Origin of the sequence: Haloferula helveola, assembly GCF_037076345.1 — a bacterium.
Taxonomy (GTDB): domain Bacteria; phylum Verrucomicrobiota; class Verrucomicrobiia; order Verrucomicrobiales; family Akkermansiaceae; genus Haloferula; species Haloferula helveola.
Genome location: NZ_AP024702.1, coordinates 1,773,875 through 1,788,997, shown reverse-complemented (window position 1 = coordinate 1,788,997; position 15,123 = coordinate 1,773,875). Strand labels below are relative to the sequence as shown.

Here is a 15,123-nt window from a genome sequence, read left to right as displayed (position 1 = left end):
AGGTAACAGAATCAGGCGACTTTTTTCAATGAAGCTCGGATGCACCGTTTCCCGGACTCTCCGAGCTACCGGGCCGCCAGTGCCTCGATGAGGTAGCGGAGCTCTTCTCCGACATCCTCCTCGGAATCGACGGTCTCGGCGATCTCGCTGCGGATCGCGTCGGCAAATTTCTGACGCAAGCGGTGAACCGCGACCTTGATCGCCCCCGGGCTCATCTCCAGTTCGGCGGCGACATCGGCTTGAGACAATCCTTGGACGTCGCCGACCAGCCAGGGCTTGAGTGCTTCAAAGTACCGTTCCTTTCCGCTTTCGCGGTAGGAGTCGCGCACGGTCCCGAGTCCGCGCTCCATGACGGCCATTGCCCAGTGACGGTCGAACCACGCGTCGGTCGCTTCGGCGCCCGGATCGGGAAGCGAAAGTCCCGGGGACGTGATGCTGCCGCCCGATTCGATCGACTCGATGACCGCATCGCCACCGCGTTTCCGCCGGCCCTCGGCCTTGCGTTGGTCAGACAGGAAGTGCTTCAAGGCACCGAGCAGGTATGAACGGAAGCGTCCCTTCTGCGGATCCGTATTCTCAAGCCGCCCGCCGGCCAGAAGCTTCGAGAAGAACTCCTGCGCGAGCTCACGGCTGAGATCTTCGCCGCGACCTTCGCGGAGAAGGAACCGATACACGGGGTTCCAGTAGGCTTCGCAGAGGTCGGAGAGCGCCGCCCGGGCTTCCGGTGCGTCTCCCTTGGCACGGATGACCAGGGTCCAGCGCGTGGTGTGGAAGACTTCCGGGTAGCTCATTTGGATCGAGGGTAGGGAGGGGTCGGCTATTCGGGTTCGGAGGTGCCGTCCTCGGTCACTTCAATTTCGAGCGAAAGGACTCCTTGGTTGCCGTCGGGACCCTTCCGGACCGAGGTGGCGATGCCCAGCGTGGTTTGGATCGGTTGGTCGAAGACGAGTTCGTTCGGCAACTCGGTTGAGAAAAACCAATCGCGAAGATCCGCCGCGCTCCTGCTGATTTTGCCGTTTGGTCCGGTTCTCACCGCCGCCACCGCGTGGATCGCTCCATTCATGTCATCCGGTTTGAGGAAGGTGCCGACCTTCAGGAGCGCCTCCCGGGGAAACCCATCCGGTCCGGCCTCGATCGAACCGAGGTCGGTCGTCCAGGCGATTCGGCCGGTTTCGTCCCGTAGCTTGAGGCCAAGGCTCATCCGCTGGCCGGGTTGCGCGATGATTGGAAGGACAAGCTCCGGTTTTTTGATGCGCCACGGGATTCCGTCCCCGAACGAGTCGTCGGAGCTGTCGTCCGTAAGCTCGTCGATCATTTCCTCCAGTCGTGCCAATTCCGGATCGTACCCATCCCGATCGTCGCCGGAATTCAGCAGTGCAACGGCGGTCGCAACCAGCAGGGGAGAGAGGACGATGACGGCGGCCGACACGCCGATGCTGCGTCCGACGCCCGGATGGTGTCGGGTTCCATCCGGTCCAGGAACTCCCTTCGCCCAACGCTGCAGGCCACGGACGAGAATGAATGCCGAGGTCACGAAGGAAATGAGGGTCACGATCACGAGCTCAGTGCCTCCGAAGTAAGGGAACATGGCGAGTATGACGTCGCAGATGGCGCTCGCAAAGAAGAGGGGCCAGGTGACCGTCGCGAAGGCCGCGAGACCGAAGCCGCCCAAGGACCCGCCAGAGTTGCGGATCTTGCCGAGGGCGACGCCTCCCAGGATGAGCCCGAGGAGGCCGGTCGCCCCGGCCATGGCGACGAACAGAGTCGCGAGTCCGAGTTTGTCCGACATGTTTTCGGCCAGTTTCTCGGCTTCGGAGAAGGTCTCCGGTTCGGGCGGGGGAGCCGTAAGCGTCATGACCCAGAGCCAGACGAACAGGCCCGTCGCCAGGAGGCTGACTCCGGTCAGGATGGCGGAGGCGATGCTGAACCTGGCCATACCGGTCTCTTCGGTGGCGGAGGACTCCGCGGGTCGTACGGGAGCGGGAGTCTTGCTGAGATTCGTCACCGAGGTGCTGACTTCCTCCGCCGTCTGGAAGCGTGCCTGACGCTCTTTCTCCAGCGTGCGCAGGACGATCTGGTCGATGCGCGCGTCCATCTCGGCCTTTTCCGAGGGCAGGGCGAAGCGGCCGATTGGCAGCTCGCCGGTGAGCAGTTCGTAGAGCACCACGCCAAGCGAGTAGATGTCGGCCCGCTGGTCGACGTCGCCGGGGCTTTCGATCTGCTCGGGCGCCATGTAGTGCGGGCTGCCGAGCACGGAGCCCTGAAGGGTCAGTGTGACGTCGGGTTGCCGGTTTTCACCGACCAACTTGGCGATGCCGAAGTCCGCGATTTTCACCCGCCCCTTCGAGTCGATGAGCACGTTCTCCGGCTTGATGTCGCGGTGCAGGATTCCTTCCTCGTGGGCGAACTTGAGCGCAGAGCAGAGGTGCTGGACCATCGCCAAAGCCTCGGTCGGGGTGAATCGGCCGGCCTGCATCGCCTGTCGCAGGTTGACGCCATCGACGAGCTCCATCGTCAGGTAGCAGTAAGGCCCGGCAGTGCCGAAGTCGTGGACGCCGACGATATTCGGGTGGCTCAGGCGGGCGAGCACCCGTGCCTCGCGGTTGAAGCGCTCGACGAAGGCCGGGTCGCTGGCGAGATCGTGCGACAGGATTTTCAGTGCGACGAAGCGGTCGAGCTGTGGCTGCCGTGCCTTGTAGACCGCTCCCATGCCGCCGGCTCCCAGCAACTCGAGGATCTCGAGATCGGGAAAGTGCGGGGCGATTTCTCCGATCGACGGGGGTGCGCTCCTTCCGGAGGCCGTCGTGGTGCTGGAAACGGTGGCGACGCCCTTCAGCGCGCAAGCGGGGCAGAGTCCCGACGGGGCGTCCTCGGGAATGGCGGAGCCGCAGTTCGGGCAGGTGGGATCGTTGGAATCACTCATGTCACCCGCTTCCTGAGACGTCACCCGGGCGAGGTTACAGATGAGGGATCAATTTTTCAACGGATCCGGTTTCCCGCCCTCGGCCAAGCGCTTGGCTCGCTCGCGCCCGGTCCCTTCGGCTCCCAGGCATTTTCACGGAAGCGCGGTCAGTCGGCCAGTTCGGCGGCCCAGTCCTCGTGGTCCTCGGCGTTCTCGATCTCCTCGGAGATGGCGTCGGCGACGCCGCGCTGTCCGCTATCCATGGCCTTCTTTCCTTCTTCGCGGAGGCGTTGGACGTAGGCATCCCGAAGGCGGCGGAGTTTCGATGAATGGGCGGCTTCGATTTCGACCTGCTTGTTGTAGCAGAAGGTGCAGACTTTCGCCATTTGCTCGGAAAGGGCGACTTCGCCTTCGTCGGCGAAGGCGGAGGGTGCGGGAACCCGGTTGCCCTCGACCATTGCCTTGAGTCCCTTCACATGGGGCTCCCAACGCACCGAGTCCTTCGGGTTGAGCCCGCGGTACCAGACATCCAGGTCCCAGTTGAAGGTGCGGACGTTCGCGGCGAGCTTGTCGTCCCGTTCTTGGATCGCCTGCTCCACCAGCTCGGCGGCCTTCTTCTTGAGCTCTCCGGTTCCGGATCCGGTGTGGGTGGAGGCGATCTCGTCCGGATTGGCTTCGGCTCCTTCGGCGTCGCTGCTCCATTCGATGATGAGGCCGGACATCTTGTCGTCGGGATCGGCATCGTGCCAGCCGGACTTCGGCACGAGGACGAGGCCTTCGCCGCCACCCGAGACATCGGCATCGTCATTCCAGAGAGCGAAAGCCCACTTTTCGCCGCTGTCCCACTTCCAGACCTTTCCGTCGCGGGTTCCGCCGAGCCAGAAGCCGTCTTCGGCGACGAGTTTCTCGCAGCGGTCGCTCAGCCACTCGGCTTCTTCCCGGCTGGCCGGAACCGCGAGGATTCCACCGGCCAGTTCCGCAAGTTGCTCGGCTTCGATCCGATCGACCGGACGCGGGATGATCGCGAAATGGCGGGCGTCGAGGGAGTCCGTGCCGGGCGGGAAAACGGGATTCGGTTTCTCCAGCGTCTCGCGGGTCCGGCGCAGCATCGCCGCGAGGGTAGCGGGATTCGAGCCGTCCCGGCGCCATTCGATGACGAAGGGAAATTCGTCGCTCGCGCGGCGGGCGCGCAGCAGGCCGAGGTTGTCGAGGGTGGCGTAATTGCCGACGCCTGAGGGGTTCTTCTCCAGCTCCAAGTCGGTGCCGTCGATGACCACCCACTGGTCGCCCAACGAGCGTCCGGCGCCTACCCATGACACCGTGTCCTTCGGCAGGAATTGCGACAGCCAGGTCGTGTCGTCCTCGGAATGGATCACCGCGAGGTGTCCGCCGTGCTCCTCGGCAAAGGCGGCGGCCCGGTGCCAGGACATCTCATCGGGAACCAAGAAGAAGTCGCTTTCGCCATGGCGCACGGTGCCGATCGGCATTTCGGCGCGGCCACCGCGGCTGAGGTCCCGCTGAAGCCGTTCGAGCGACTCCATCGGAGTCTCCTCCTTCGGTTCCGGCATGTCCGGGATGACCGGCTGGCGTTCCCGCTCGCGCTCGGCGGCGATCCGGGCTTCCTCGGCCGCGCGTTCGCGTTCGGCTCTGGCCCGCTCCTTCGCTTCGAAATTCTCCTTCTGGATCCGTGCGTTCTCGATATCCTTCTTTTCCCGGGCGGCCTTGAGGGCCTTCCAAGTGAAAGCGATCGCCACCAGCAGGACGGCGATGATCAGGAGATTGCGGACGATGCTCCAGCTCGAGCCGGTCGACATCGCGACCGGCTGCGGAGAAGGGGAATTCGGGCCGGCTCCGGGTGGTTTGGCGCCACCTGCCGCGGCTCCGCCCGTTGTCAGAAGCTTGCCGGGCGCACGTGCCGCCGGACTGTCACTCCACGCCTTGAGATCGGCAGCCATCTCCTCGCAGGTGGAGTAGCGCAGCGACGGATTCGTCTGGGTCGCTTTCTTGCAGATCGCGTCGAGCTTCGGGCTGCCGGTGCTCTTGCGCGGCTTCTTGCCTTCCGGATCGGGGCGCTGGCCGGTGAGCAGCTCGTGGAGGATCACGCCGACCCCGTAAATGTCGGCCTGCTTGTCGGCCTCCTCGTGGTCCTCGATCACCTCCGGGGCCGTGTAGCCTGGCGTCCCCATGATCAGTCCGGGACCATCGTGGTCGACCGGGCGGGCCAGTCCGAAGTCACCGATTTTCGGCTCGGCCTTCGGGGTGAGGAGGATGTTGGCCGGCTTGATGTCGCGGTGGATGATGCCGTTCTCGTGCGCGTGTCCGAGCCCGCGGCAGATGCCGGTGATGATCTGCACGGCTTGGGCCGGCTCGATCACCTTGTTGTAGGCGGAGTAGTAGAGCGACTTGCCGTCGACATACTCCATCACGATGTAGGGCATGCCATCGACGTCGCCGAAGTCGTAGACCCCGATGAGGTTCGGATCGTTGAGCTTGGCCATCGCCTTGGCCTCGGTCTCGAACGACTTCCGGAATTCGGGGTCTTCGCCCAGCTCGCGGGGCAGGATCTTGATCGCGACGTCGCGGTCCAGCGACTTCTGGCGGGCCTTGTAGACCGCGCCCATGCCGCCTTTGGCAATGAATGCCTGGAAATCGAAGTTCGGCAGGAGTTGCGCGAGTTGCTCGAGTTCGGGGGCCTGGAAGGTCTCTTCGCTCATCGTTGGGGCGGTCTTCGGGGAAGGGGTGTATCAGGAAAGCGTCGTCTGGTAGACGATCCATTCCGGGATTTTAATCGCCGCGTTGTAGAGGCTGTGGAGCACGATGGCGGTCAGCAGCCCCCGGCTGGCGGCAAAGGAGAGTGCGCAGACCATGCCGACACAGGCGATCATGACCAGACTGGAAAGCGGGTAGAAATGCACGATGGCGAAGACGACCGAGGAAACCAGCGTGGCCGGCCAGAGTTTCAGTCGATTTGCCAGCGAGCGGAAAAGGACGCCGCGGTAGAGGATTTCCTCGGCGATCGGTGCGGCGATGCAGGCGGAAACGATGCCGAACACGAGTCCCCACGGGCCCAGCTCGCTGGCACTCAACCCGCCGGTCGGGTCCGGGGTTTCCGAACGATCGACGGTCATCCGCAGCCCGAAATCGATGATCTGCAGGATGGCGAAGGATCCGAGCACCAGCCGGGCGTCGAATGGGCCGGCGATTCCGAGCCGGGACACCGCGTGCCGCGGGCGGCGGAAGAGAAGACCAAGGGCAATGAATGCCGGCAGGAAGCGGGTCAGGCTGTCGAGCGCGATGTAGAGCGGTTTCGACATCAGCGGTCCGGCCTCCGGGTCGGCATTGGCGGCGATCAGGCCCAGCGCTTCGTTGAACGTGCTCGAGAAGCCGATCGAGGCGAGGTAGGCGAGCAGGAACACGCCAAGGCCGAACGACAGCTTCCAGCGGCCGGCGTAGCCGGGACGCTCCCGCCGTTTCCCGGCACGGACGAAGGCCACCAGCGTGCCGGGGATGAACACGAGCCCGCCGAGGGTGAGCGCCGCCACACAGCCGCGCGACTTGATCATGTTGCCGACCAGCTGCTGGGTGCGGGCATCCACCAGGCGAGATGCCATGGCGGCCTCCGGGATATCGAGGCCCTCAAGGTAGGCCATATGCCACCACGCCTCCCGGCCGTCGATGATGGTCGAAAGGATCGGACCGGGGGGTGGCGCGGGATTCAGGCCGTATTTGGCGAAGGGAGCGGTGGCGCCGTCGCCGCCGGCTTGGATCGAGATCATCACGGCCAAGGCGAAAGCCGCCTCGTCCTCGATCGCGGCGGTCATCGCATCTTCCTCGTGTCGGTGGCGCGAGTAAATCAGCGGCTCGAGGGCCGAAATGTGATGGTCGAGGGACTGCGGCAGCGGATCGACGCCCAGCAGCGGCTGGACCCATGAGGGATACTGGGCGGTGCCATCCGCCAGACGCAGGTCCCGATCCGCCTTGCGCAAGGCCAGTTCGAGCAGCTCGGTGCGCTGGGCGGGCGCATGGGGCATCAGGACCTTGCCGAAGTGATTGTCCCAGAGGTAGACGCCGACGAGGAAGATCAGCAGCAGGACCAGCGGCTCGGGAAAGCGGCGGCGGAGCAGCTGTCGGTACGGATTGGTGGCCGGCGTTTGGATGTCGGGACAGTCGGCTGATTTGCCCGTCGGGGCAAGCACGGGGGGCATTTCCGGCGATCAAATTAGGAAAGCTTACGGATTTCCACTGGCCGACCGCAGAAGCGCCACCCACAGTCCGTGGCGTGCCGGAGGATCTCGAATTCTGGGTGATTGCGGGAAGCGGGATTCTCGGAGTCGCGATTTTTGCGATCGGGATGGTGATTCGCGCCACCGTCGCCAAGGCCCCGGCAGGTCCTCCCTCCCTACCGCTCGGCCCCGGCCTCGGTGGCTGGCGGGTATCGGACAAGATCTACCGCGGCATCGATCTCGGGATCGTCGGATTTCTGATGCTGGTCTACGGCTCGCCGGTATTCCTCGATGCCGCCGGCAAGATGCCCGAGGGGCCGGTGGAAATCGGGATGGCCGAGGTGGTGTCCACCATCGCGATGCAGTTTTTCATGACGGCGATGCTCGTCGGCGCGGTGGCCTGGCGGAAGAATCCGGTCGAGTGGCTGGGCCTGAAATGGCGGCTATGGCCGATGGTCGTGCTGATCGCTCCGGTGGCGGTGGCCTTCACGTGGACGGTGGTCATCGCGCTGGAGGAGACCGGTTTCAACAAGTGGCTGCTCGACGTCACCGGTGGTGCGGAGACCCAGGAGGTTGTCGATGCCTTCGGCAAGGCGGAGAGCCCGCTGCTCTTCGGGATGCTGGCGTTGATGGCGGCGGTGATCGCACCGGTGGTCGAGGAAATCATCTTCCGCGGCTATCTTTACCCGGTCGCGAAGAAGTACTCCGGCCGGATCGCGGGCATCCTGTTCAGCTCGTTGTTTTTCGCGATGGCCCATCCGAACGCGATCTCCCTCGTGCCCCTGTTCGTGCTCGCCGTGCTGCTGGCGCTTTCCTACGAGGTGACCGGATCGATCTGGGCCCCGATCAGCATCCACGTCCTGTTCAACTCGGCGACGGTCTTCGCGCAGTTCGCCCACCGGATGAACTGGATCCAGCTGCCGGAGGGATGAAACGGCTGAGCGACATCGGCGAGGATGCGTTGATCGAGCGGCTGCTGCGGGACTTTCCGCAGGGAGGATTGCACACCGGTCCCGGTGACGACTGCGCCGTGGTCGATCCCGGCCGGGGTCGCCTGCGTTTGCTCAAGACCGACGCGATTGTCGGCGGAGTCCATTTCGAGCCCGGTGCGCCGCCGGCCAAGGTCGGCTGGAAAGCGGTCGCACGGGTGCTCAGCGATTTTGCTGCAATGGGCGGACAGCCTGAGTTCCTGATGGTCACCGTGGCCCTGCCGGCGGACACGCCCGTGCGATGGGTCGACGGGCTCTACCGGGGCATTCGGAAGTGCCTTGCCACTCATGGCGGCGTGCTGGCGGGAGGCGAGACGACATCGGTTCCGAATGGGGCACCCGTGATGATCTCGGTGGCGGGAGAGGGCAGCGTGTCGAGAGGGCAAGTCGTGCTGCGATCGGGCGGCCGGTCCGGCGACTTGCTGGCGGTGACGGGCCGGCTCGGCGGATCAATTGGTGGGCGCCATCTGAGCTTCTCGCCGAGGTTGGCGGAGGGCGCGTGGCTCGCCGGTCGTGGAGCCACAGCGATGATGGATCTTTCCGACGGGCTGGCCAAGGACCTGCCGAGGTTGGCGAAGGCGAGCGGTTGCGGGGCGGTGATCCGGCGAGACGATCTGCCCCGTCATCGCGGCTGCGATGTCCGCCAAGCGATGACTGACGGTGAGGACTACGAACTGCTGGTCGCGCTGAAGCCGTCGGCGCGACCAACGGTCGAGAAGCATTGGCCGAAGGAATTCGCGCCGCTGACTTTCATCGGCGAGTTGGCCGAGGAAGGCGAGGCCTTCGCGGGTGGGTGGGAGCACTTTCAATAGCCAATATCCAACAAGGGATTGTCAATGGCCAAGGTAGGGATAAGGACCGGGGGCGCGGTCAGAGACCGCCGCTCCCACTCATGGCGCCTGGAAGGCGCCACTCCTTGACCATTGATCATTCCTTGCTGGACGTCGATGGTTCCTGCCGATGCTGCACATCGTCCTCATCGCCCCGGAGATTCCCCACAATGCTGGGGCGGCGGGCCGCCTCGCGCTGGCGACCGGTTCCCGGCTTCATTTGGTGAAGCCGCTCGGGTTCTCGCTCGATGACAAGCACGTCCGCCGGACCGGACTCGACTACTGGAAGGACGTCGACGTGCGGGTCTGGGAGAGCTTCGATGAGTTGAAGTCGGCAGCCGGGGAAGAGGCTCGCTACTGGTATCTTAGTACCAAGACCAAGCGGGGGCTGTGGGATGTGTCGTTCCGGGATGGCGACTACCTTGTCTTCGGGTGCGAATCGCGCGGCCTGCCGGAAGCCATCGTTCGGGATGCCGGCGAGCAAGGCATCCGGATTCCGATGGTCGAGCAAGGCATCCGCAGCCTGAACCTCTCGACCGCGGTCGGGATCACCCTCTACGAGGCGTGGCGGCAGACTCAGCCGGGTTAGCGGAGGCCCGTCAGCCCGGTTCGGCGAACTCGATCTTCGGAGCCTCGCCGCCGCCGACTCCGAAGTCGTCGAACAGATCCTTGGAGCTGACGTAAAGCATGATGCCGAAGAGAAGGAACACGAAGCCCATCTGGAGCACTTCGAGGAACTTCACGTTCACCGGTCGGCGCGCGATGGCTTCCATGGTGGCAATCGTGATGTGACCGCCGTCGAGCACCGGGAACGGCAACAGGTTGAGCAGCGCCAGGTTGATGTTGATCAGGACCATGAAGCCGAGGATCCGGCGCAATGGATGCTCCATCAGCAGGGAGAAGAACTGGATCTTCGAGATGCCGATCGGCCCGGAAAGGTGCTGGATGCCGATGCTCGACTTCGGCGACGCGACGCTGCGCACGGTGAGCCACATCTGTTGCAGGGTCCCTGTGATCTGCTCCTTCGGGTTCGGATATTCAAGGGTGTCGATGATGTCCGCCTGACCCCACGGAGTGACCCCGATCATGTAGCGGTCAATATCGGGGGTCGGATTCAGCGGTTTGGCGGGTTGGATCGTCAGGGTCTTGGTGACCTTCTCACCGCTTTCTTCGGTCCGCTCGACGACAAGTTCCACCGGTTTGTCACCATTGTCCTCCAGTAACTCCAGGAACTGGAGTCTGGCGACGATCTCGGTGCCGTTGAGGGATAGGGCGACATCGCCTTCTTTCACTCCCGCGAGCTTCGCCGGCGAGTTCTCGGCATCGAGAAGGAGCAGTTGAACCGGCCCGGCCTTCCACTCGATGCCCACCTCGCGGGTCGCGCGGCGTTCCCACCAGGAGGTCTCGGGAATGGTGTAGCCGGAAACGAGATCCAATTCGCCGACTCCCGGCCGATTCACGGTGAAGCGGATCTTCTCGTTCCGGCTGGTGATGATTTTGACGCGGATGCTGTCCAGAGAACCATCCCAGCTGCTGACCGGCTCGCCATCGATGGCGAGGATCGTGTCACCCCGCTGGAAGCCGGCTTTCTCGGCCGGGCTCCCTGCCTCCACCCATCCGACTTCGGTGGTCGGAAGGACTTCGAGCGGACGGCCGATCTTCCAAATCATCAACGAGCAAACGAAGGCCAGCAGGAACGAGAACAGCGGTCCGGCGAAGGCGACGATGATCTTGTCGAGGGGAGAGATCGGCGGCAGCGGTTCGCCCGCGTCGCGGTTGTCACCCTCGATCGCTTCCATCGGGGCCATCTGGGGCAGAGCGACGAAGCCACCGGCGGGGATCCAGCCGAGACCGTACTGGACGCCGTTGATCGTCTTCTTCCAGATCGGCTTGCCGAACCAGATCTGGAACCGGTCGATCTTGAGACCCCGCCATTTCGCGGCCCAGAAGTGTCCGAGCTCGTGGACGAAGATGATCACATTGAAGATCATGATCACCAGCAGGATGAGCAGGGCGGTGGTAAGTGGGCCGGGGTCGAACATGGATTCGCGCGCAGCCTACGGCGGGGGTGCGATGCTTCAAGAAGTTAAACCATACGGGATCGCGGGGACTCTCGACGTCCTCCCAACGCGCCCGTTCCCGGAAGAATGAACCACGGATGGACGCGGATTCACACGAATGGCGAGGGGTCGGGCGTTCTCCGAATTTCACGATTCGTGGCCATGGGCGTCCATTCGCGGTTTTCAAATGCCCAGGTCCGGATCCGGTGGCGGAATTCTCCAACAGCATTGACGCGACCCACGGGGATTTTCAAGGATCGCAGACGTGGCTCAACGCATCGACGACGCGGTGGTCCGCGGCGAGATCTGCAACAGGGTGGAGGGCAAGACCACCGGGCGGATCTGGTTGCGGGGCCGCAGCGAACCGGTGGTCCTCGATCTGGTCGGTGACTGCTGGCGTGACCTCGCCGGAGCCCGTCTGACTTTCACCAACCCGGAGCCGGAGGGGGCCGTAGAGCTCGGCAAGCTGCAGAAGGGAGTGGTGGGCGACATGACCGCATCGCGGAAGTGCCGCGTTCCGCTTTGCCCGATTGAGGAATTCCTCGCCCGCGAGGCGGCCGGGGAGGAGGTGCCGGTGGTGTGGAAGAACATGCTCTACATCGAATGGTTCAGCGACACCGACGGCCGGGTGGTGATCGAGAGCACCGACTACCAGCTTGAGCTCTCAGAGCACGCGTGGCGGATGGACGGCGATGCCGAAGAGGCGCAGAAGCTGGCCAATCTGCAGGCGATGCGGGACTTCCTCAACGTGCTCATCGCGCGCCGCCCGCGGAAGGACGACAGCGGCAAAGACGACGATGAGTTCGAGTGGGAGAGGCGCCTGCGCGACAGCGACCGCCTGACGGAGGCCTACCAGGAAGTTCTGGAGAAGTACATGAACGATCCGGATGCCGAGCGGAAGGAGGCGTTCGTGATGGGCTGGGACGGACTCTTGGAAGCGATGGCCGAAGAGGAGGCGAAGGCCGAGGCCGAGTATGAAGACTCAGGCGACGAGGATTGGGAGCCCGGCGATGACGAGGAGCACCCGCTCCAGCAGGAGGCGGAGGCGCTGGCACTCAGGGCCTGCGACCTTGTTCCGGCGGATGGGGAAGATGCCCGCGGTCTCGTCAGCGCGTTGGGCCAAGTGGCGGGACGCCTTTCCGGGGCGCTCAGCGGCTCCTACGAGCGGGAAACCGGGTTTATCCTGGCGGTCCTGAAACGTTGCGTGAGTCTCCAGAACGACGCGGTGTTGGTGTGCACGCGGTTGATCACCACCTCCCGCGACGCCGATCAGGCGCGGGCGCTTGAGGCCCTGCGCGATCAGATCTGTGAGATGCGGAACCGGCTTATCGACATGCGACGCGAACTCCGCGGAAGCTGAAGTGCGGGACCGGATTCAGAGGATTCAAATTCTCAAGTTACCTGAATATTACAGGTTGATTTACCAAATTCGGGCGGTATTGAAGAAGGGCATGAAGAAATTCGTCATCCTCGCAGCCATGGCTGTCGGACTCAGCTCGTGCAACACGATGATCGGAATGGGTCGGGACTTCCGGCAGCTCGGCCAAGGCATGGAGCACAAGGCTCACGGCCGGAATTTTGACGGCAGCGAGCCCGCGCCGGAAGAGAACCTTCCGACGTATTAAAGGGGAGACCGGGGCCGCACGGCCGATTATTTGCTGCCCGATACCTGAGCGCGATACCCTTGGGTATAGCCCCAGATGTAGTCCTGACGGTAGGCGGCAGGGGTTTCGAACGGCATGTTGATGTGCGGATTGTGGGCGCGTCCTGCGACGCGATCCGCGCTTCCGTGCTTGTACCCGAGGTTGTAGGAGTCGCGCGCGTCGTATCCGGAAGCCGTGTAGACCTTTTCGGTATAGGTCATGCACGACTGGGTGGTGAACGCCAGAAGTACGGCTGCGAGCGCGTAGAAGGGTAATTTCATAGCGTCAAATGACTAACTTTTCCGAACCGATTCGTCCAGCCTTGGTTGCGACCATGCTTCTGAGCTCGTTTTTGCCGGCGGCGCAGGAGGGAAGCGGCCAATTTGAGGCACTGACTGGCAAGTGGTTCGGAGTAGCCAAGACGCCGGTGCCGAATTCGACCGTGGAGGTGGCGTTTTCGCCGGATGGATCAGGCCTCGTTTTCGCTCGGGAGGCACCGGATGGCCGGGAATTGGTCCCGGTGGACCCGGCAACCGGCAAGGCCGGGAAACCGGTCCGGCCCGGGACGGGATGGAAGTCGTTCCGGGTCGGCGAGGGTGGCGAACTGCTGCTGGAGACCGGCAAGGGCTGGAAGCGATGGAAGGGAGGCGGGCTGGAGAGCGTCGATGCGCCTCCGAAGAATTCCGGCGGGCAGAACCGGCAGCGTCCCGGCAGGCGTGGTGGCCGGAGCCGGGGAAGTTGGGAGTCGCCGGATGGAAAGCACCGGGTGGAGGTGAAGGACGGGGCGCTTTTCCTGATGACGGGCGACCAGCGCAAGGAGCTCATCTCGGCAGAGTCCGGCGAGGTATTCCGCGACCCTCCGGTCTGGACGGGGGACTCGTCGCGGTTCGCAATCTGGCGGACCCACGATATCGGCGAACGGCAGGTCCACTACATCGACTCGGCTCCGGACGACCAGCTTCAGCCAAAGCATTTCACCCGCTCCTACCCGAAGCCGGGAGACGAGATCGACACGCGGGCCCCGTGGATCGGCTTCACCGACCAGCGCGAAGTCCTGGCGCCGGACCTCTCGCTGATTGAGAATCCTTTTCAGTGCGGGGCGCTGCGGTGGCGGGATGACGGCGAGCGCCTGACCTACGAATTCACCGAGCGCGGATACGGGAAGTTCCGGGTGATCGAGGTCGACTCCGAGAAACGCTCGCAGCGGGTGTTGGTGAACGAGGAAAGCGATACCTACGTCTTCGTCTCGGGTGCCACCTTCCGCCACGATCTGGACGATGGGAAAGAGATCATCTGGATGTCCGAGCGGGACGGCTGGCGCCACCTGTATCTGCTGGATGGCAAGGATGGATCGGTGAAGCGGCAGCTGACCAAGGGCGACTGGGTCGTGCGGAAGGTCATCGAGGTCGACGATCAGGAGCGGGAACTACTCGTCACCCTGTCGGGCTACTATTCCGATCAGGATCCGTATCTGATCCACTACGCGAGGGTGGGCATCGATGACGGGAAGGTGACGCTGCTCACCTCGTCCCCCGGAACCCACGACCGATTCGAGCGCTCGCCGGATGGCGCGTATCTGACCTGCCGCTGGTCGAGGGTGGATCATCCGCCGGTAACGGAGCTGCGGAAGTGGAGCGACGGATCTCTGGTCACGGTCTTGGCGACGGCGAACGACTCGAAACTCAAGGAGACCGGCTGGAGGGTGGCGGAGCCTTTTGTTACCAAGGACCGGGACGGCAAGTTCGACATCCACGGGATCGTGATCCTGCCGCCGGACTTCGATCCCGCGAAGCGATATCCGGTGGTCGAGTACATCTATGCCGGTCCTCACGATGCCTTCGTGCCGAAATCGTGGAGGCCGTGGATGGCGCCGAGGCACGAGGTGGCGGTGAACGGCTTCATCGTGGTCCAGATCGACGGCCGGGGCACCAACCACCGCTCCCGGGAGTTTTCCCACTTCTGCTACAAAAACCTCAAGGATGCCGGTTTCCCGGATCGGATCGCGTGGATGAAAGCGGCGGCGAAGAGATACCCGCAGATGGACTTGGATCGGGTCGGGATCTTCGGTGGGTCAGCGGGCGGCCAGAACGCTCTCGGCGCCTTGCTCTTCCACGCGGACTTCTACAAGGCGGCCGCGGCCGACTGCGGGTGTCACGACAACCGGATGGACAAGATCTGGTGGAACGAGCAGTGGATGGACTGGCCGGTCGGGCCGCACTACGCGGAGAACTCGAACGTGACCCACGCGAAGAACCTGAAGGGAGCGCTGCTGCTGACGGTGGGTGAACTGGACACGAATGTGGATCCCTCCTCGACCTATCAGGTGGTCGATGCCCTGGTGAAGGCGGACAAGGATTTCGAGTTCCTTCCGATCCCCGGCGCCAACCATGGTGCGGGCGAGTCACGCTACGCCCAGCGTCAGCGGGTCGATTTCTTCAAGCGCCACCTTGGTGGACCGGAGCCACGCTGAGGCGCG

12 protein-coding genes are annotated in these 15,123 nt (G+C 63.9%); 6 read left to right on the top strand and 6 right to left on the bottom strand.

Annotated features, from left to right (window positions below; genetic code table 11):
* Positions 1–65: 65 nt before the first annotated feature.
* The 4 genes from HAHE_RS06530 to HAHE_RS06515 form a co-directional block, all read right to left on the bottom strand.
* The gene (locus tag HAHE_RS06530) at positions 66–791 is read right to left on the bottom strand and encodes a sigma-70 family RNA polymerase sigma factor (protein ID WP_338689568.1); all 726 of its coding nucleotides are present in this window, start codon (positions 789–791) and stop codon (positions 66–68) included.
* A 26-nt stretch (positions 792–817) separates the two neighbouring features.
* Positions 818–2,923: a serine/threonine-protein kinase gene (locus HAHE_RS06525; RefSeq protein WP_338689566.1), complete on the bottom strand. Its 2,106-nt coding sequence runs from the start codon at positions 2,921–2,923 to the stop codon at positions 818–820.
* 146 nt (positions 2,924–3,069) lie between these two features.
* Positions 3,070–5,616 carry a protein kinase domain-containing protein gene (locus HAHE_RS06520; RefSeq protein ID WP_338689564.1) on the bottom strand — a complete coding sequence of 849 codons (2,547 nt, stop codon included), beginning with the start codon at positions 5,614–5,616 and terminating at the stop codon, positions 3,070–3,072.
* A 30-nt stretch (positions 5,617–5,646) separates the two neighbouring features.
* A complete protein-coding gene (locus HAHE_RS06515; protein ID WP_338689562.1) occupies positions 5,647–7,107 on the bottom strand; it encodes a type II CAAX endopeptidase family protein in 1,461 nt (486 codons plus the stop codon).
* Positions 7,108–7,181: 74 nt separating this feature from the next.
* Here HAHE_RS06515 and HAHE_RS06510 point away from each other — a divergent pair, with 74 nt between their 5' ends.
* The 3 genes from HAHE_RS06510 to HAHE_RS06500 all read left to right on the top strand — a co-directional run bounded on the left by HAHE_RS06510 (position 7,182) and on the right by HAHE_RS06500 (position 9,533).
* The gene (locus HAHE_RS06510) at positions 7,182–8,057 is read left to right on the top strand and encodes a CPBP family intramembrane glutamic endopeptidase (RefSeq protein ID WP_338689560.1); all 876 of its coding nucleotides are present in this window, start codon (positions 7,182–7,184) and stop codon (positions 8,055–8,057) included.
* Positions 8,054–8,926 (top strand): thiamine-phosphate kinase, encoded by an 873-nt coding sequence (locus HAHE_RS06505; protein ID WP_338689558.1) that lies wholly within the window; start codon positions 8,054–8,056, stop codon positions 8,924–8,926. Before HAHE_RS06510 ends, HAHE_RS06505 begins: the two co-directional genes overlap by 4 nt.
* Before the next feature lie 148 nt (positions 8,927–9,074).
* Positions 9,075–9,533, top strand: a complete 459-nt coding sequence (locus HAHE_RS06500) for a tRNA (cytidine(34)-2'-O)-methyltransferase (protein WP_338689556.1) — start codon at positions 9,075–9,077, stop codon at positions 9,531–9,533.
* Positions 9,534–9,543: 10 nt separating this feature from the next.
* Here the strand turns inward: HAHE_RS06500 and rseP are convergent, their stop codons facing one another.
* Positions 9,544–10,986 carry an RIP metalloprotease RseP gene (rseP, locus tag HAHE_RS06495; protein ID WP_338689554.1) on the bottom strand — a complete coding sequence of 481 codons (1,443 nt, stop codon included), beginning with the start codon at positions 10,984–10,986 and terminating at the stop codon, positions 9,544–9,546.
* 283 nt (positions 10,987–11,269) lie between these two features.
* On the opposite strand from rseP, the gene HAHE_RS06490 reads away from it, so the two are divergent.
* A complete protein-coding gene (locus HAHE_RS06490; RefSeq protein WP_338689552.1) occupies positions 11,270–12,364 on the top strand; it encodes a hypothetical protein in 1,095 nt (364 codons plus the stop codon).
* Between the two features lie 91 nt (positions 12,365–12,455).
* Entirely contained in the window at positions 12,456–12,629 is a 174-nt protein-coding gene (locus HAHE_RS06485; RefSeq protein WP_338689550.1) for a hypothetical protein, read from the top strand.
* Positions 12,630–12,655: 26 nt separating this feature from the next.
* Here the strand turns inward: HAHE_RS06485 and HAHE_RS06480 are convergent, their stop codons facing one another.
* Positions 12,656–12,928 (bottom strand): hypothetical protein, encoded by a 273-nt coding sequence (locus HAHE_RS06480; RefSeq protein WP_338689548.1) that lies wholly within the window; start codon positions 12,926–12,928, stop codon positions 12,656–12,658.
* An 8-nt stretch (positions 12,929–12,936) separates the two neighbouring features.
* On the opposite strand from HAHE_RS06480, the gene HAHE_RS06475 reads away from it, so the two are divergent.
* Complete coding sequence (locus HAHE_RS06475; RefSeq protein WP_338689546.1) at positions 12,937–15,117, top strand: S9 family peptidase; 2,181 nt, start codon at positions 12,937–12,939, stop codon at positions 15,115–15,117.
* Positions 15,118–15,123 lie beyond the last annotated feature (6 nt).